This is a genomic window from Caulobacter segnis (assembly GCF_003243465.1).
GTDB lineage: Bacteria > Pseudomonadota > Alphaproteobacteria > Caulobacterales > Caulobacteraceae > Caulobacter > Caulobacter segnis_A.
In genome coordinates this window covers 1-15,820 of record NZ_QFQZ01000060.1, presented here as the reverse complement: position 1 = coordinate 15,820, position 15,820 = coordinate 1, and the positions used below count along the sequence as shown (strand labels likewise).

The following is a 15,820-nucleotide window of genomic DNA, read 5'->3' as shown; positions in this document are numbered from 1 at the left end:
CCGCCTAGCGCTTCTTCCGCGCCTTTCGCTCGGCGGCCAGGGCCGCGTTCTGGGCGATGCGATGGCGGACGATCTCGGCCACGAGGTCCGGCGGTAGCGGCGCGTCGGGCTGGAAGCGGATCGTGCCCTTGGCGGTCTCGAAACCCTTCAGGCGATCGGCGAACTGCGTGACCACCGCGCCCGGATAGAAGGCGCAGTGCTTCGCCGCCGCGCCGAAATGCACCAGATTGCCGTTCAGCTTGAAGGTCGGCAGGCCGTAGCTGATGGCCTCCACCGCTTCGGGCGCCAGGGCGCGGATCTGGCCGCGAAGGATCTCCAACGCCGCCCGCTGGTCGGCGGGCAGCTTGGCGAGGTAGTCGTCGACGGACGCGGCGGGGGGCTTCATCATCGGTCTTTCTCCCAGGGAAGACTGAACCAAGGACGCGCGAGGCGTCCCCCCGCCGACAGGCCTCGCTTATCGCGCCCCGTACAGCGCCATGACGTCCTTGCGGAACGCCGCGCCGCTGTCGGGGCGGCTGTAGAACATGTGGCCGCCCGGATAGTTGGACAGGCTGACGCGGCCGTTCGCCGTGGCCGGCATGGCGTCGACGATCAGGCGCGAGGCGAAGAACGGGCACGACAGGTCGTTGTAGCCGTGGACGATCAGCACCTTCAGCTTCGGATCGACCGACACGACCTTGCGCAGGTCGGTGACCGACTCGGTGTCGGGGCCTCGGCCGCGATCCCACAGGCGGTTGACCGTGTTCGACAGCGCCTCGTAGCGCGCCTCGGGCTTCCAGCCGACGATGCGGGTGGTGAAGTCGACGATGGCGCTGGTGGTCGGGGCGATGATGGCGTCCAGGATCGGGTCGTTGACCTCCTGCTCCGGCGCGAACGGGAAGGGATCCAGCGAGGTGACGTTGCTGTCGTAGCGGCTGCCCAGGCGGCCCTTGTCGCGGAACACCTCGCGCAGGAACGACTGGGTCTCCAACCGCCCGCCGGCGCGGCGGACATAGGCCGGGTCCAGCCCGGTCATGGCCGAGACCTTGGTCGTCAGACGGTCGAGCGCGGCCGTGTCGGAGCCCTTCATCAGGTCGACCATGTATTCGCCGCGGGTGTAGTCCTCGACGGCCTTGATGCTCTCGGGCGAAAGCTTGCCGTCACGCTCCAGCTTGGCGGCGGCGATCGAGGGCAGGGTCCACATGGCCGGCAGGGGCGAGATCTCGCCCGCCGTGCGGCCGGCGCTGGTCAGCAGCGGCGAGACCAGGACGACGCCCTTCACCGCCACGCCCAGATCGGTCTGCAGGGTGTAGGCCAGGCGCGGCCCCCGGAAGCCGCCGTAGCTTTCGCCGACCAGATATTTGGGCGAGGCCAGGCGCTCGGTCTTGACCAGGTAGTCGAAGACGATCCGCGACAGGTAGTCGATATCCTGCTTGACGCCGTAGAAGCGCTTCTTGGTCTCGTCCTCGCCGACCAGCGAGCGCGAGAAGCCGGTGCCGACCGGGTCGATGAACACCAGGTCGGTGAAGTCCAGCCAGCTGGCGGGATTGTCTTCCAGCTTGGTGAAGGCCGAGGGGCTGTCGCCCTCGGCGCCGAACTGAACGCGCTTGGGGCCAAGGGCGAAGTTCAGATAGACGCTGGCCGCGCCCGGGCCGCCGTTGAAGGCCATGGTGATCGGCCGGTTCGGGTCGCGCGGACCGTCCAGCACGTACGCGGTGTAGACCACCTCGGCGACCTTCTTGCCCTTCTCGTCGCGCACCGGCAGCGAGCCGACGGTGGCGGTGTAGGCGATGGTCTTGCCGGCGATGACCGTGGTCTGCTTGACCGACTTGTCGGCCGGCAGGGCCGGCAGGTCGAGCCCCTTCTCGGCGGCGGGCTTGTCGCCGCCCTTATCCTGGGCCCAGGCCGGCGTCGCCAGCCCCGCGCCCGCCAGCACCAACGACGCCACCACGGCCGCGAGGCCGCCCCCGAAAACCTGTTTCATGTTCGTCCCCTCGACTGAGGACGAAATTGCTAGGGCGCCTGGGTAATCTTCACAACCGTTCCAAAGCATGCTCGCTTGCGGGAAATCAGGGAGACGCCGAGCATGGACAAAAGCAGCGCGCGAGCCGCCGCCTTCACGCGCCTGGCGATCGGCCTGGCGCAGGGGATCGCCCTGTTTCTCCTGCAGAAGGCCGACGAGGGCAAAAGCTGGCCCGCGACGGCGCCGCTGCTCTACGCGCCGCTGCTGCTATGCGTCCTGACCGTCCCGCTGATCCCACTTTCGGCCCTGTCGGCGATGCGCCGGGCCGCCTTGATCGCCTGGACGGCGGTGGCGGCGGCCCTGGTCGCGATCATCGCCGTTCACGCCGCCTGGGTCGGGGCCGCGCCCGATCGCCTGGGCGCGGGACCTTTGTCGCCGCCGGTGTTCGTCGCCGTCGCCGCCCTGCTGTTCATCGCCCACCACCTGGTCCAGCCGGCCGAGGCTGCGGGCAAGCCGGTCGCGCCCTATGCCGACTATTTCGACCTTGTCGGGACCAACGCCGTCCGGCTGTTCCTGTCTTTGGCCTTCACCGGCGCCTTCTGGCTGCTGCTGTTCCTGGCCGGCGCGCTCTTCAAGCTGATCGGCGTCGAGGCGATCCAGAAGCTGATCGGCGAGACGGCCTTCGCCTTCCCCGCCACCGGCCTGATGTTCGCCGCCGCCGTCCACATGGCGGTGCAGCTGACGGAAGCGCGCGCGGGGCTGGTCCGGGGCGTGAGGACCGTGGGCCTGGTGCTGCTGGCCTGGCTGCTGCCGCTGATGGTGGTGATCGCCGGCGGCTTTCTCGCGAGCCTGCCGTTCACGGGCCTGGCCCCGCTGTGGAGCACCAAGGCCGCCGCGTCCCTGCTGCTGTCGGCCGCCGCCGCCCTGATCATCCTGATCAACGCCGCCTACCAGGACGGCCTCGAGCCGCCCAACGCGATCCTGCGCTGGGCGGCGCGGCTGGCGAGCCTGCTGCTGATCCCGATCGTGATCCTGACCGCCTACGCCCTGTGGCTGCGGATCCACCAGTACGGCCTGACGCCGGACCGGGTGATGGCGGTGACCTACCTGATCGTCGCGACCGGCTTCACCGTCGGCTACACGCTCGCGGCCCTGCGCTCGGCGACGTGGATGAAGCCGCTGGAGCCGACCAACCTGGTCATGGCGGCGGTCAGCGTCCTGCTGCTGATCGCCCTCTTCACCCCGATCGCGGACCCGGCGCGGCTGTCGGTCGGGAGCCAGGTCAAGCGGCTGGAGGCGGGCAAGGTCTCGGCGGACAAGTTCGACTTCCAGTTCCTGCGCTTCGAGAGCGGGCGGTACGGCCGCTTGGCCTTGGAAAGGCTGAAGGCCAGCCGAGAGCCGGAGATCGCCCGGCGGGCCGGCGAGGCCGACGTGCTTGGCGCGCGCCCGCAGCGGCAACCCGAAAAGCCCGACTTTAGCGGGGTGAAGGTCTACCCCTTGGGCGCCAAGCTGCCCGACTCCTTCGTGAAACAAACCTGGGACGCCGAAGCGCGGGGAAGCTGTATCGGTCCGGGTTCGGTCTGCAAGGCGCTAATCTTCGACGTCGACGGCGACGGTGTCGATGAGGTGCTGCTCAGCAACGGCCGGGCTTTGGACGTCTTCCGCTCCACGACCGCGGGATGGCGATTGACGGCTCGGACCAATGCGTTCTGCGCTGGCCTCGATATCGAAGCCTATCTGAAGTCTGGTCCCGTGCGGATGTCTGTACCGACACGGCGAAGGGATCTTCTAATCGGCGACCAACGCTTGGTCCTGTCGCCGGCGGGTGACGACTGCGCCGGAGCGCCGCCGGAAGATATGGGCTTGCACTAACCCACGCCCTCGCTGATCGCGTTGAGCCGGGCATAGACGCCGCCCTTGGCCTTCAGCTGGTCGTGGCGGCCTTCCTCGACGACGCGGCCCTTCTGGAAGACCAGGATCCGGTCGGCGCCGCGCACGGTCGACAGGCGGTGGGCGATGACGATCGTCGTGCGCCCCTCCATCAGCGCCTCGGCGGCGGCCTGGACCAGGCCCTCGGTCTCGACGTCCAGCGACGAGGTCGCCTCGTCCAAGACGAGGATCGGCGCGTCGGCCAGGAAGGCGCGGGCGATGGCCACGCGCTGGCGCTCGCCGCCCGACAGCTTGACGCCCCGCTCGCCGACCAGGGTGTCGTAGCCCTTGGGCAGCTTCAGGATGAAGTCGTGGGCGCGCGCCTTCTTCGCGGCCGCCTCGACCTCTTCGCGGGTGGCGTCCGGCTTGGCGTAGGCGATGTTCTCGAACAGCGAGCGGTGGAACAGGGCCGGGTCCTGCGGCACCACCGCGATGGCGCGGCGCAGCGAGGTCTGGGTCACCTGGTACACATCCTGGCCGTCGATGGCGATCGAGCCGTCCTGCAGGTCGTAGAGACGCTGGACCAGCTTGACGAAGGTCGACTTGCCCGAGCCCGTCGGCCCGACCAGGGCCACCCGCTCGCCGGGAGCGATCTTCAGGCTGAAGTGGTCGTACAGCGGCGCGCCGGCGGCCTTGTAGCGGAAGGTGACGTTATGGAACTCGATGGCGCCGGGGCCCGGCTGGAAGTCGGGCGCGCCCGGCGCGTCGGCGATCTGCGGATCAAGACGCGTCCAGGCCGCGACGTCCTCGGCGTCGTCGAGGCCCTTCTGCAGCATGCGGATGTTCTCGCCCAGGTTCCGCAGATAGCCGCTCATCAGCATGAAGGCGGTGATCGCGAAGGCGACGTCGCCGGGCGAGGCGGTGCCCTGCGTCCAACCCCAGACCATGGCGCCGGTCAGGCCGGCCTGTAGCACCACGAGCAACAGGTTTTGGCCCAGCCACACGTCGGTGAAGCGGTTCCAGGTGACCATCACCGCGTCGCGCCAGGCGGCGGTGACCTCGGCCAGGCGCTGGGCCTCGCGCGCCTCGGCGCCGAAGCTCTTCACGGTCGGATTGGAGGTCACGGCGTCGGCCAGGGCGCCGCCGATCTGGGAGTCGAGGGCGTTGGACTTCAGGTTGCTGGGGCGGACATAGCGCTCGGTGACCCACAGGTTCACCGACAGATAGGCGACCACCACGACCAGCGAGATGCCGCCGGCCAGCGGCTGGCGGATCAGCATGGCGATCGACAGGCCGACCAGCACGATGACGCCGGGGCCCAGCCAGATCGTCACCGCGTCGGTGACGCTGTCATAGCCCCACATGGCGCGGGTCAGCTTGCGCACCGTGGCGCCGGCGAAGCTGTCGGCGTGCCAGTCCGAGGAGAAGGCCTGCACCTTGGCGAAGCTCTCGTTGGTCATCTCCTCCATGTTCCGGGCCGCCAGCGGAATCCAGAACCGGTGGGCGATGTTGCGCACCACCGCGAAGGCGAAATAGACGCCGATGAACATGGCCAGGGCCGACCAGGCGCCGGCGTCGCCGCGCGGCTTGCTGGCGACGGTGTCGACGAGATGTCCCGAGGCGTAGGGCAAGGCCAGATCGAAGCCGACCGCCACCAGGGTCAGGCCGACGCCCAGGCCGAACAGCACCGGCCGCCGCTTCCAGAAGCGGGCCACGAAGGCCAGCACCTGGCGGTTCGACAGCGCGCGCTTCTTGGCGCCGATTTCGTCTTCGTCCTCGAGGATGTCGGTCATGGGCCGCTAGATAGGGCCTTAGCGCCCCTAGCGGGAGGCGCCTTTTCGCCGCCCGAACGGCCGCCAGCGCAGAAAGCCCCGGATTGCCGGTCCAATCACGGGCGTGCGCAGCATCGGGCGGACGGCGTGAGGACGGGTCTTCAGGAAGCAGACCACGGCGCCGATCCAGAACACCGTGGTGGGAAGGCCTGGGGTGACGATGCCGACCGCGCCGGTCGCGACCAGCACCCCGCCCAGACCGTCCAGCGCCCAGCGCTCCGCCCGGCTGAGGCGACGGCGGCGCGAGCGACGATCCTGAGCGGCGGAAGCCATGCGTCGATCCTCGCGCCGGGCGAACCCGCTGTCGAGAGGATTGAGAGCCGCTCGCAACATCGCGAGCCCTTAAGCGGGGCTGAGGCGGAAGCTCGTCGCGCGAGGACCCCGGGCGAGACGCCGCCGGATGCGCGGCCCGAACTTGGTCGCCGAGGTCAGGCGCGCGACCATGCCGCGATCGCCGGCCCGGCCGAAAAGGCGCGCGGCCGCGGTCCACAGGGCGGTGGTCAGCGGATGCGGCAGGACGATCCCGGCCGCGCCGCCGGCCAGCAGCAGGCTCCAACCGGAAACACGAAGAGCGGCGGTGGTCATGGCGGAAACTCCTTAAAAAGGGGGGGGCGGCGGGGCGGAGCGCATCGCCCCGCCGTCCCGAAGCCGTCGCCTATTCGGCGGCGATGGCGATGTCGGCGATCGAAACGCCCACCCGCTGGGCGACGCCCGCGGCGTAGGCCGGATCGGCCCGGTGGAAGTGGACCAGCTGGCGCTTGATGATCGCTTCGGGCACGCCCTGCATCGCCGCGGCGATATTGTCGAACAGCTGGGTCTGCTGGTCGGGGCTCATCAGGCGGAACAGCGCGCCGGGCTGGCTGTAGTCGTCATTGCCGTCCCGGTGGCTGAACCGGTCCGCGTCGCCGTGCAGCGGCAGCGGCGGCTCGGCGACCGACGGATCCTCGACCGGCCCGCCGAAGCTGTTGGGCTCGTACCAGGCGTCGGTGCGCGGCGGGCTGTCGAAGCGCATCGCGCCGTCGGCGTGGTAGTGATGCACCGGGCAGCGCGGACGGTTGACCGGCAGGGCCTCGTAGTGCGTGCCGATCCGGTAGCGGTGGGCGTCGGCATAGGCGAAGATCCGCGCCTGCAGCACCTTGTCCGGCGAGAAGCTGATCCCCGGCACGATGTTCGACGGCGAGAACGAGCTCTGCTCGACCTCGGCGAAATAGTTGTCCGGGTTGCGGTTCAGCTCCAGCACGCCGACCTCGATCAGCGGGAACTCGCCGTGCGGCCAGACCTTGGTCAGGTCGAACGGATTGTAGGAGGTCCGCTCGGCTTCCGCCTCGGTCATGATCTGCACGCAGAAGGTCCAGCGCGGATAGTCGCCGCCCTCGATGGCCTCGAACAGGTCGCGCTGGGCGCTCTCGCGGTCGCCCGCGATCACCGCATTGCCCTCGGCGTTGGTCCAGTTCTTGATCCCCTGCTGGGACTTGAAGTGGAACTTCACCCAGACCCGCTCATTGGCCGCGTTGATGAAGCTGTAGGTGTGGCTGCCGAAGCCGTGCATGAAGCGATAGCCCTGCGGCAGGCCCCGGTCGCTGAACAGGGTGGTGACCTGGTGCAGGCTTTCGGGGCTCAGGCTCCAGAAGTCCCACATCGCCGTCGGCGAGCGCAGGTTGGTCAGCGGGTGACGCTTCTGGGTGCGGATGAAGTCGGGGAACTTCAGCGGGTCGCGGATGAAGAAGACCGGGGTGTTGTTACCGACCAGATCCCAGTTGCCTTCCTCGGTATAGACCTTGAGGGCGAAGCCGCGCACGTCGCGCTCGGCGTCGGCCGCGCCGCGCTCGCCGGCCACGGTCGAGAAGCGCAGCAGCACCTCGCTTTCCGCGCCCGGCTGCAAGGCCTTGGCCTTGGTCCAGCGGCTGATGTCGTGGGTGATCTTCAGGGTCCCAAAGGCCGCCGAGCCCTTGGCGTGGACGACCCGCTCGGGAATGCGCTCACGGTTCTGGTGGGCCAGCTTTTCCAGCAGCTGATAGTCCTGCATCAGCAGGGGACCGCGCGGACCGGCGCTGATCGAATTCTGGTTGTCCGCGATCGGCGCGCCGGCCGTGGTCGTCATCGTCGTCTTGGTCATGGCTGCCTCCGCCTTGGTGTGAGCGAACCTTGGCCGCCGGGCCACGATAAATCCAATTGATCGTTTTTCGCGACGAGATCGGATTTCTCTATGTTCGCGCGTCCAAGCATGACCGATAGGCCGTCGGCAGGCTTGAACGCCTTGGCTGCTCTTTTCCGCTTATGCGGGGGCGGGTAAGCCTGCCGTCATGACCACGCACGCCATATTGCCCGACGCCGCGGCCACCAACTGGGTCGATCGTCACGCGCCGCCAGGCCTTCGCCCCTGGCTGAAGCTGGGCCGCTTCGACCGGCCGGCGGGAATCTGGCTGCTGATGCTGCCCGGCTGGCAGGGGATCGCGCTCGCCGCCGCCGAGCAGGGCCGCTGGCCCAATCCGCTGCTGCTGCTGGCGGTGTTCGTCGGGGCGGCGCTGATGCGGGCGGCAGGCTGCGCCTTCAACGACATCGTCGATCGCGACTTCGACGCCCAGGTGGCCCGCACGGCCCTGCGGCCGATCCCGGCCGGGCTGATCAGCGTCAAGCAGGCCTGGGGCTTCCTGGTCGGGTGCAGCCTGGTCAGCTTCCTGATCCTGGTCTGCCTGGGCTGGACGGCGATCCTGCTGGGCGTGCTGTCCCTGGGCCTGGTGGCGGCCTATCCGTTCATGAAGCGGATCACCTGGTGGCCGCAGGCGTGGCTGGGCCTGACCTTCAACTGGGGCGCCCTGTTGGGCTACGCCGCCGCCGTGGGGCATCTGTCCTGGTCGGCCGCCCTGCTCTATGGCGCGGGGATCTTCTGGACCCTGGGCTACGACACGATCTACGCGATCCAGGACATCGAGGACGACGCCCTGGCGGGGATCAAGTCCTCGACCCGCCGCCTGGGTAAGCACGTGAAGCTGGGCGTCGCGGGGTTCTATGCGGCCTCGACGGTCCTGGTGATCGCGGCGGCCTGGGTCGGCGGCCTTGGCCCGCTGTTCCTGCCCTTCGCCGGCGCCTTCGCCCTGCACCTGTCGCGCCAGGCAGCGGCGGTGCGGCTGGAAGATGGTCAAGGCGCTCTTAAGCTGTTCAAGTCGAACGCCATCGCCGGCCTTCTCGTTGTGTTGGGCCTTGTCGCCGGCCTCTGGAAGCCGGGCGTAAACTTTTAAGAAAAACGCGCCTCCCCTCCCCCTTGCGGGGAGGGGGCAGGGGGTGGGGGTGTCAGCGCCGGCCTTGGCCGACACGGAGCCGGCGCCCCCATCCCCAACCCCTTCCCCGCGAGGGGGAAGGGGCTCGCTAAAACGGTCCCTGCTGGTACACGCGCTCCATCACCCGGTTGAGCTCGACCAACCGCCGATCATAGCTCTTAGTGAGGCAAGCCTGGTTGGCCCCGCACGCGTGGCGGCGCTTCAGCCAGGCCCGCTGCTCGCCGATGATCGCGTCGCGTCCACCCATCGGCACGAGGTGGCGGGTGATCCCATACAGCTGGTCGACGCGCACATCCTGGTCGTTCAGCGCGCGGTTGGCGCAGATGGCGCGCTCGTCGGCGGCCCGCGCCTTGCCGCAGTCGAAGCTGGCGGCGGCGGCGGGCGTCGCGGCGGCGGCGAGCAGAAAAACGGTCATCAGGCGGCGCATGGAAACCTCCGGAACTCGTGACGCAGGGTCATCCTGTCGGGCCTAAGCTGAATGTGCGATGATCGTTCCATGGCCGTCGCCGCCCGCGTCAAACCCCAGGACCTGTTCACGCCCGAGGAATGGACGCGGATCTCCGCGCGCTCGTCCTGGCGCGGGATCGCGATGGTCGCCCACGCCTGGGCGGTGATCGTCGCGGCGGGCGCCCTGTTCGTCGCCTTCCCCAACCCGCTGACCTACATCGTCGCCGTGATGCTGATCGGCGCGCGGCAGCTGGGCTTGGCCATCCTGATGCACGAAGCCGCGCACGGCGGTCTGCACCCCAATCTCAAGGTCAACGATTGGCTGGGCGAGTGGCTGTGCGCCGCGCCGGTCGGGGCCTCGCTGGCGCGCTATCGGCCCTATCACCTGACGCACCACAAATACGCCCAGCAGGCCGAGGACCCGGACCTCGTGCTGTCAGCCCCCTTCCCCACCACCGCCGCCTCGCTGCGCCGGAAGATGATCCGCGACCTGACCGGCCAGACCTTCGTCAAGCAGCGGTTCGGCTTCCTGCTGGCCAAGTCCAAGGGAGGCCAGCCAAAGGGCGCGATCTTCGCCGGCGAGGTGGCGCGGCAGGCGCCGTTCCTGCTGTGGAACCTCGGCCTGCTCGCCGTGCTGTCGGCCTTTGGCCTGTGGTGGGCGTGGCTGGCGCTGTGGATCGTGCCGATGGCCACCTGGTTCCCGCTGGTCACCCGCCTGCGCAACATCGCCGAGCACGCCTTGGTCGCCCAGAACGAGCCCGACCCGTTCCGTCACGCCCGAACCACCCACGCCAACTGGCTCGAGCGCGCCCTGATCGCGCCCTACCACGTCAACTTCCACGCCGAGCACCACCTGTTCATGCACACCCCGTGCTGGAACCTGCCCCTGGCGCATCGACTGCTGGAGCAGAAGGGCCTGACCAAGGGCATGCTGACCGCGCCGGACTATGTCTCGGTGCTGAAGGCGGCGGCGAGCAAACCGGTCGCGGCCTGAGCCCCGGCGTGCTCTAACGCACGCCATGATCGTCCAGACCCTGGAAGGCCGCCGGGCTTTCATCCGCGAGAACACCCGCCTGCAGGCGCCGCCGCACACGCCGGAGCTTTCGCTGCATCTGGCCGACGAGGTCACCCCGATCTGGAAGCTGACCGAGGAGGCGCTGGAGGAGATCGGCCTGCCGCCACCGTTCTGGGCCTTCGCCTGGGCGGGCGGCCAGGCCCTGGCGCGCTACATCCTCGACCATCCCGAACTCGTCGCCGGCAAGCGGGTGATCGACTTCGCCACCGGCTCGGGCATCGTCGCGGTCGCGGCGATGAAGGCGGGCGCGGCCAGCGTGCTGGCCGCCGACATCGACATCTTCTGCGAGGCGGCCGTGGGCCTGAACGCGCAGGCCAACGGCGTCGAGATCGCCTTCACCGACCAGAACCTGCTGGGCGCCCCGCCGCCCGAGGCCGATGTCCTGCTGGCCGGCGACATCTGCTACGAGCGGCCGATGGCCGAGGCGGTCATGGCCTGGCTGGGACAGGGTCGCGCAGCGGGCGCCAGCGTGCTGATCGGCGATCCGGGCCGCACCTACTTCCCCAGGGACGGCCTGGAAAAGCTCGCCGAGTACCAGGTGCCGACTACCCGCGAACTCGAGGATCTGGCGGTGAAGCGCACCAGCGTCTGGACTCTGCCCTGAGCGCTGGATAAGAACATTTAGAGAACAAGATATCGGAGACCGCCATGCGTGAAGACGGCAAGATCGACTACATCGAGTGGCCCGCCGGGGACCTGCCCGCGACCAAGGCCTTCTATTCGGCCGCCTTCGGCTGGAGCTTCGCCGACTACGGCCCCGACTACGCCGCCTTCGAGGGCGAAGGGACCGACGGCGGCTTCGCCAAGCCGCAGGAAGGCTCCAGCGACCGGCCGCTGGTCATCCTCTACGCCCACGACCTGGAGGCCATGCTGGACAAGGTCGTGAAGGCCGGCGGGACGATCACGGCTCCGATCTTCAGCTTCCCCGGCGGCCGCCGCTTCCACTTCACCGACCCGTCCGGCAACGAGCTGGGCGTGTGGAGCGCCACCGGCGTCGAATAAAACCGTCATACGCCGCCGCTAATGTCCGCCTCCTGACGATCCGAGGGGCGACGGCGAACGATGACGGCGGACAAGAGCTGCGGATCCTGCGGCCTGTGCTGCAAGGTCCTGGCGATCGAGGCGCTGGACAAGGCCGACGGCGTCTGGTGCCAGCATTTCCGCAAGGGCGGCGGCTGCGGACAATACGATCTCCGGCCCGCCGCCTGCCGCGGCTTTCATTGCCTGTGGCTGACCTCGACCCGGCTCGGCGACGAGTGGCGGCCCGACAAGGCCGGCTTCGTCATGTACTCCGACCGCGACGGCAAGCGGCTGAACGTCGTGGTCGATCCGGGCAAGCCCGCCGCCTGGCGCCGCGAGCCGTACTATTCCTACATCAAGGCCATGTCGCGCCGGGCGCTGGACGGCTATGAGCTGGTGGTCTGCGTCGGCGACCGCCGCACGGTGGTCTTCCCGACCGAGGAGATCGACCTCGGCGTCCTGCCGCCCGACCGCAAGCTGGTCAGCGGCTATGTCGAGCAGGACGGGGCGCTTACACCCTTCGCCATGGTGCTGGCCGACGCGGACTAAAACCGCGGATGAAAGTCCCTCGGCTTCCAGCCGAAATCCCGCGTCGCCGCCGACGAGTCGAAGGTCAGGTCCCGGCCCATCCGCGTTCCCATCGCCGCCGTGGCGCCCGGATAGAAGGGCTTGGCCAGGCGCATCAGCAGGCCAAACAGCCAGGTCGGCATCGGCAGGCTGCGCGGCGTCTTGCCCAGCCCCTCGAAGATCCGGTCGACCATGGCGCGATAGCTCAGGGTCTCGCCGCCGACGAGATCATAGGCCCGGTCGCGCGCGGCCGGCGCCTTGGCCGCCGCCAGGGCCCCGACGGCGAGGTCCGCCGCGTGGACCGGCTGGCGCAGGCCCTCGCCCGGCCCCGACAGCGGCATCACATGGAAGCGTGTGACCAGCCGCGCGATGCGGCTGACGTTCTCGTCATGGCCTTCGTCATAGATCAGGGTCGGGCGCAGGATGGTCCAGGCGACGCCGTTGGCGGCGCACCAGGCCTCGACCGCCTGTTCGGCGTCGACCAGGGCCTTGGCGACGGCGCGCTCGCCGGGCTCGGGCGAGTCGGTCTTGGTGAAGCGGCTGGTCGACGAGAAAGCCACCAGCCGGACCATGCCCCGGGCCTTGAGCCCCGGCAGCACCGCCGGCAGCAGCCAGATCGGCGACAGCGAGAACACCGTCGCGGCCGGCGGCAGGTGTCCGCCGATGTCGGGATCGGTCAGGTCGCCGTCGACCCAGCAGGCGTCGCCGGCCGGCGGGCGGCGACTGATGGCGACGGGATCAAACCCCTCGTCCGCCAGCCGCGCCATCAGGTGGCCGCCGATCAAGCTGGTCGCGCCCAGCACCAGGATGGGCGTCTTGAGGGTGTTGTCGGAGTCCATGGGAAACATATAGTCCCGCCTCCGAGGGGTTGCCCATGACCTATGACGAGGTTGCTTCATTCGCGCTGCGCCTGCCCGGCGTCGAGCCCGGGACCGCCTATGGGCGGCCCTGCCTGAAGGCGCATGGCAAGTTCCTGGTCCGCCTGTTCGAGGACGGCGAGAGCCTGGTCTGCCCGGGCGTGCCGTTCGACGAGCGCGAGATGCTGGTCGAGGCCGAGCCGGACGTCTTCCACTTCACCGACCACTTCCGCAACTATCCCTACGTCCTGATCCGCCTGGCCGCCGCCCACGCCGGGACCGTGGAAGGATTGGTCCTGCGCCAGTGGCGGGCGACCGCGCCCAAGAAGGTGCTGAAGGCCTGGGACGAAAGCCGAACGACGGGAACCGCATGACCGACAAGACCAAGGCCTGGCGCATCCTGATCGCGCTCGTCGCCGCCTCCGGCCCGCTGCTGCAGTACGGCCTGATGGCCCATGACGAGACCCTGGCCACCCTGCCCGGCAAGACCGTGGAGTTCTTCAGCTATTTCACCATCCTGTCGAACGCCCTGGGCGCCGTCGCCCTGGCCGCGCCCCTGATCGCCCCCGCCAGCCGGCTTGGCGCATGGTCGGAACAGGCCGGTCCGCGCGCGGCGATCGCGACCTATCTGACGATCACCGCCGTGGTCTATCACACGATGCTGGCCCACACCTGGGACCCGCAGGGCCTGCGCCTCGTGGCCACGACCATCAACCACACGATCACCCCGGCGGCCTTCCTGATCGACCTCGCCCTGCGCGGCGGCGAAGGCGAAACCCGCTGGATCGCGGCGCTCAAGTCGATGGCCTTCCCGGCGCTGTTCGGCGTCTGGACCCTGGCGCACGGGGCGCTCTCGGGCTTCTATCCCTATCCGTTCATGGACGTTCCCAAGCGGGGCTACCCCGCCGTCCTGGTGACCATCGGCCAGATGGGCGTGGCTTTTGCTCTGGTCTGCCTGATCTTCATCGCCCTGTTGCGCGTTCGGTCCCGGATGGCGGCGGCGAAGCCCGCCCCCATATCCGCCTGACCGTCTTACTCGGAGTTCTCGATGTCCAAGCTCGTCCCCGCCGTCCGCTCCGGCGACGTCCTGATGCCGGCGATCGGCTTTGGCACCTGGCAACTGGAGAACGGAACCGCCGTGCCGCTGGTCGAGAAGGCGCTGGAGGTCGGCTACCGCCACATCGACACCGCCCAGATCTATGGCAACGAGCAGGACGTCGGCCAGGCGATCAAGAACAGCGGGATCAAGCGCGACGAGCTGTTCGTCACCACCAAGATCTGGATCGACAAGTTCCACGACGGCGACCTGCAACGCTCGGCCGAGATCAGCCTGGAGAAGCTGGGTCTCGACCACGTCGACCTCCTGCTGCTGCACTGGCCCAAACCCGACGTGCCGTTCGCCGAGACCCTCGGGGCCCTGAACGAGGTCGGCGCCAAGGGCTGGACCCGGGCGATCGGCGTCTCGAACTTCCCCTCGGCGCAGTTGGAGGAGGCCGCCCGGCTGTCCGACGCCCCGCTGGCCACCGACCAGGTCGAGTACCATCCCTACCTGTCGCTGAAGACCCTGAAGGCCAAGGCCGACGAACTGGGCGTCTCGATCACCGCCTGGTCGCCGCTGGCCCAGGGCAAGGTCGCCCAGGAGCCGCTGCTGATCGACATCGGCCGCGCCCACGGCAAGACCCCGGGCCAGGTGACGCTGCGCTGGATCATCCAGCAGGGGGTCATCGCCATCCCGCGCACCAGCAACCCCAAGCGGATCGAGGAAAACTTCGACATCCTCGACTTCGAACTGTCCGACAAGGAGATGGCGCAGATCCACGGCCTGGCCCGCCCGGACGGCCGGATCGGCGATTGGATCGACAAGGCCTACCAGTGGGACGCCGAATAGGCCCGAACGCGATCGAGACCTTGGTCGCGCTTGCGCGCGCCGGAAGACATGGGTGATCTCGGCGGCGCGGTCAGTCGGGATCCAGGGAGTGCGGCGATGAAGACGATGGTGCGAGCTTTCACGATCGGCGCGACGTCGCTGCTTCTGGCCTTGTCGTCCGGCGCGGCGCTGGCCCAGACCGCCGCCCCGGCGGCCAACCCGACCAGCTTCGCGCGCGGGGCGGATGTCCAGGCGCAATTGCGCCAGATGCTGAGCGAGATGAAGCCCGACCAGGGGTTCATGTGGCGCCCCGTGGTCCGCGACGGCGCCAACGTGGCGGCGATCGAAATCTGGAAGAAGCCCGGCCGCCCCGCCGTCCACCCCGACCAGGCCGAATACGCCATCGTGCTGGAGGGCGCGGGGACCCTGATCTCGGGCGGCGTCATGGCCGATCCCAAGGTCAGCAACCCGACCCTGGTCGAAGGCAGCCGAATCGAGGGCGGGGTGACGCGCCCGCTCGGCCCCGGCGACGTCATCCTGGTTCCGGCGGGCGTTCCGCACTGGTTCGGCGTCACCGGCGAGCGCCTGGTGCTGCTGGGGATCAAGCTGCCCGCCTCCAAATAGGCCGGCGCTCCCCTTGGGGCGGCGGAACCACGGGCGTTCAGCGCGCTGAACGCTCGTAATGGACGAGATCAAACCGAACGATTTCAAAGACTTCTGAATTTTTCACGCCGCTGGATCATCCGCGTTGAATCCCCGCCCATACTGATCTCACCCGATGGCGCGGAAGGGACGTCCGGCCGGCGATCGTGACGGCTGTCGGGGGTGGTCGAGCGGGAAGCGTTCGCCGGTCTTCTTTCGGGAAGACGTCTTCGCGGCGGATCCAGGTGCAGGCTCCCTGAAACACGGGACGAAGCCCTGGCGGTGAGGGCATAGGCGGCGCGGCAGGCCCAGGCTGAAATCGCCCGGGCGTTCCGGGACCGGGGTTCGTCGCCCCGGCCCGCCCGTCGGGGGCCTCTTTCGGAAGCGGGTTAAAACCCCGCGCGTCGAGGGCTCACCGGATAAC

The 15,820-nt window shown here is 69.0% G+C and carries 18 protein-coding genes; 10 read left to right on the top strand and 8 right to left on the bottom strand.

The features are described 5' to 3' along the window. Window positions 1-4: 4 nt before the first annotated feature. Entirely contained in the window at window positions 5-388 is a 384-nt protein-coding gene (locus DI526_RS16745; RefSeq protein ID WP_304280420.1) for an iron chaperone, read from the bottom strand. Between the two features lie 66 nt (window positions 389-454). Further along, complete coding sequence (locus DI526_RS16740) at window positions 455-1,963, bottom strand: S10 family peptidase (protein WP_304280417.1); 1,509 nt, start codon at window positions 1,961-1,963, stop codon at window positions 455-457. Window positions 1,964-2,065: 102 nt separating this feature from the next. Between DI526_RS16740 and DI526_RS16735 the strand changes: the two genes are divergently transcribed. Further along, the gene (locus DI526_RS16735) at window positions 2,066-3,814 is read left to right on the top strand and encodes a DUF4153 domain-containing protein (protein ID WP_304280415.1); all 1,749 of its coding nucleotides are present in this window, start codon (window positions 2,066-2,068) and stop codon (window positions 3,812-3,814) included. Here DI526_RS16735 and DI526_RS16730 read toward each other — a convergent pair. The 4 genes from DI526_RS16730 to DI526_RS16715 form a co-directional block, all read right to left on the bottom strand. Continuing rightward, a complete protein-coding gene (locus tag DI526_RS16730) occupies window positions 3,811-5,604 on the bottom strand; it encodes an ABC transporter ATP-binding protein (RefSeq protein WP_304280412.1) in 1,794 nt (597 codons plus the stop codon). The two genes, DI526_RS16735 and DI526_RS16730, sit on opposite strands and share 4 nt — an antisense overlap. Window positions 5,605-5,631: 27 nt before the next feature. Then, window positions 5,632-5,916 carry a DUF454 family protein gene (locus DI526_RS16725; protein WP_304280410.1) on the bottom strand — a complete coding sequence of 95 codons (285 nt, stop codon included), beginning with the start codon at window positions 5,914-5,916 and terminating at the stop codon, window positions 5,632-5,634. Between the two features lie 69 nt (window positions 5,917-5,985). Further along, a complete protein-coding gene (locus tag DI526_RS16720) occupies window positions 5,986-6,228 on the bottom strand; it encodes a hypothetical protein (RefSeq protein ID WP_304280407.1) in 243 nt (80 codons plus the stop codon). A gap of 70 nt (window positions 6,229-6,298) precedes the next feature. Further along, the gene (locus DI526_RS16715; protein WP_304280404.1) at window positions 6,299-7,759 is read right to left on the bottom strand and encodes a catalase; all 1,461 of its coding nucleotides are present in this window, start codon (window positions 7,757-7,759) and stop codon (window positions 6,299-6,301) included. A 187-nt stretch (window positions 7,760-7,946) separates the two neighbouring features. Between DI526_RS16715 and ubiA the strand changes: the two genes are divergently transcribed. Beyond that, window positions 7,947-8,882: a 4-hydroxybenzoate octaprenyltransferase gene (gene ubiA, locus DI526_RS16710; protein ID WP_304280401.1), complete on the top strand. Its 936-nt coding sequence runs from the start codon at window positions 7,947-7,949 to the stop codon at window positions 8,880-8,882. Between the two features lie 127 nt (window positions 8,883-9,009). On the opposite strand, the gene DI526_RS16705 is transcribed toward ubiA, so the two are convergent. After that, entirely contained in the window at window positions 9,010-9,348 is a 339-nt protein-coding gene (locus DI526_RS16705; RefSeq protein WP_304280398.1) for a lysozyme inhibitor LprI family protein, read from the bottom strand. A 69-nt stretch (window positions 9,349-9,417) separates the two neighbouring features. Between DI526_RS16705 and DI526_RS16700 the strand changes: the two genes are divergently transcribed. The 4 genes from DI526_RS16700 to DI526_RS16685 are packed head-to-tail and all read left to right on the top strand — an operon-like array spanning window position 9,418 to window position 12,012. Then, on the top strand, window positions 9,418-10,362 hold the full coding sequence (locus DI526_RS16700; RefSeq protein ID WP_304280395.1) for a fatty acid desaturase family protein: 945 nt from the start codon (window positions 9,418-9,420) through the stop codon (window positions 10,360-10,362). 25 nt (window positions 10,363-10,387) lie between these two features. Further along, window positions 10,388-11,047 carry a methyltransferase gene (locus DI526_RS16695; RefSeq protein WP_304280393.1) on the top strand — a complete coding sequence of 220 codons (660 nt, stop codon included), beginning with the start codon at window positions 10,388-10,390 and terminating at the stop codon, window positions 11,045-11,047. 44 nt (window positions 11,048-11,091) lie between these two features. Then, a complete protein-coding gene (locus DI526_RS16690) occupies window positions 11,092-11,445 on the top strand; it encodes a VOC family protein (RefSeq protein ID WP_304280390.1) in 354 nt (117 codons plus the stop codon). A 60-nt stretch (window positions 11,446-11,505) separates the two neighbouring features. After that, window positions 11,506-12,012 (top strand): YkgJ family cysteine cluster protein, encoded by a 507-nt coding sequence (locus DI526_RS16685; protein ID WP_304280388.1) that lies wholly within the window; start codon window positions 11,506-11,508, stop codon window positions 12,010-12,012. Here DI526_RS16685 and DI526_RS16680 read toward each other — a convergent pair. After that, on the bottom strand, window positions 12,009-12,869 hold the full coding sequence (locus DI526_RS16680; protein WP_304280467.1) for an NAD(P)-dependent oxidoreductase: 861 nt from the start codon (window positions 12,867-12,869) through the stop codon (window positions 12,009-12,011). The two genes, DI526_RS16685 and DI526_RS16680, sit on opposite strands and share 4 nt — an antisense overlap. Window positions 12,870-12,898: 29 nt before the next feature. Between DI526_RS16680 and DI526_RS16675 the strand changes: the two genes are divergently transcribed. The 4 genes from DI526_RS16675 (at window position 12,899) to DI526_RS16660 (ending at window position 15,378) form a co-directional block, all read left to right on the top strand. Next, window positions 12,899-13,261, top strand: coding sequence for an MmcQ/YjbR family DNA-binding protein (locus DI526_RS16675; RefSeq protein ID WP_304280385.1), 363 nt, complete (start codon window positions 12,899-12,901; stop codon window positions 13,259-13,261). Beyond that, a complete protein-coding gene (locus DI526_RS16670; RefSeq protein WP_304280382.1) occupies window positions 13,258-13,914 on the top strand; it encodes a Pr6Pr family membrane protein in 657 nt (218 codons plus the stop codon). Before DI526_RS16675 ends, DI526_RS16670 begins: the two co-directional genes overlap by 4 nt. Before the next feature lie 21 nt (window positions 13,915-13,935). After that, on the top strand, window positions 13,936-14,775 hold the full coding sequence (locus DI526_RS16665) for an aldo/keto reductase (RefSeq protein ID WP_304280377.1): 840 nt from the start codon (window positions 13,936-13,938) through the stop codon (window positions 14,773-14,775). 96 nt (window positions 14,776-14,871) lie between these two features. Further along, complete coding sequence (locus tag DI526_RS16660; protein WP_304280375.1) at window positions 14,872-15,378, top strand: cupin domain-containing protein; 507 nt, start codon at window positions 14,872-14,874, stop codon at window positions 15,376-15,378. The last annotated feature ends 442 nt before the right edge of the window (window positions 15,379-15,820 follow it).

Excerpts from the sequence above, each read along its gene's own strand:
- DI526_RS16745 (WP_304280420.1), bottom strand. The coding sequence starts at position 388 with ATGATGAAGCCCCCCGCCGCGTCCGTCGACGACTACCTCGCCAAGCTG.
- DI526_RS16740 (WP_304280417.1), bottom strand. The coding sequence starts at position 1,963 with ATGAAACAGGTTTTCGGGGGCGGCCTCGCGGCCGTGGTGGCGTCGTTG.
- DI526_RS16735 (WP_304280415.1), top strand. The coding sequence starts at position 2,066 with ATGGACAAAAGCAGCGCGCGAGCCGCCGCCTTCACGCGCCTGGCGATC.
- DI526_RS16730 (WP_304280412.1), bottom strand. The coding sequence starts at position 5,604 with ATGACCGACATCCTCGAGGACGAAGACGAAATCGGCGCCAAGAAGCGC.
- DI526_RS16725 (WP_304280410.1), bottom strand. The coding sequence starts at position 5,916 with ATGGCTTCCGCCGCTCAGGATCGTCGCTCGCGCCGCCGTCGCCTCAGC.
- DI526_RS16720 (WP_304280407.1), bottom strand. The coding sequence starts at position 6,228 with ATGACCACCGCCGCTCTTCGTGTTTCCGGTTGGAGCCTGCTGCTGGCC.
- DI526_RS16715 (WP_304280404.1), bottom strand. The coding sequence starts at position 7,759 with ATGACCAAGACGACGATGACGACCACGGCCGGCGCGCCGATCGCGGAC.
- ubiA (WP_304280401.1), top strand. The coding sequence starts at position 7,947 with ATGACCACGCACGCCATATTGCCCGACGCCGCGGCCACCAACTGGGTC.
- DI526_RS16705 (WP_304280398.1), bottom strand. The coding sequence starts at position 9,348 with ATGCGCCGCCTGATGACCGTTTTTCTGCTCGCCGCCGCCGCGACGCCC.
- DI526_RS16700 (WP_304280395.1), top strand. The coding sequence starts at position 9,418 with ATGGCCGTCGCCGCCCGCGTCAAACCCCAGGACCTGTTCACGCCCGAG.
- DI526_RS16695 (WP_304280393.1), top strand. The coding sequence starts at position 10,388 with ATGATCGTCCAGACCCTGGAAGGCCGCCGGGCTTTCATCCGCGAGAAC.
- DI526_RS16690 (WP_304280390.1), top strand. The coding sequence starts at position 11,092 with ATGCGTGAAGACGGCAAGATCGACTACATCGAGTGGCCCGCCGGGGAC.
- DI526_RS16685 (WP_304280388.1), top strand. The coding sequence starts at position 11,506 with ATGACGGCGGACAAGAGCTGCGGATCCTGCGGCCTGTGCTGCAAGGTC.
- DI526_RS16680 (WP_304280467.1), bottom strand. The coding sequence starts at position 12,869 with ATGGACTCCGACAACACCCTCAAGACGCCCATCCTGGTGCTGGGCGCG.
- DI526_RS16670 (WP_304280382.1), top strand. The coding sequence starts at position 13,258 with ATGACCGACAAGACCAAGGCCTGGCGCATCCTGATCGCGCTCGTCGCC.
- DI526_RS16665 (WP_304280377.1), top strand. The coding sequence starts at position 13,936 with ATGTCCAAGCTCGTCCCCGCCGTCCGCTCCGGCGACGTCCTGATGCCG.
- DI526_RS16660 (WP_304280375.1), top strand. The coding sequence starts at position 14,872 with ATGAAGACGATGGTGCGAGCTTTCACGATCGGCGCGACGTCGCTGCTT.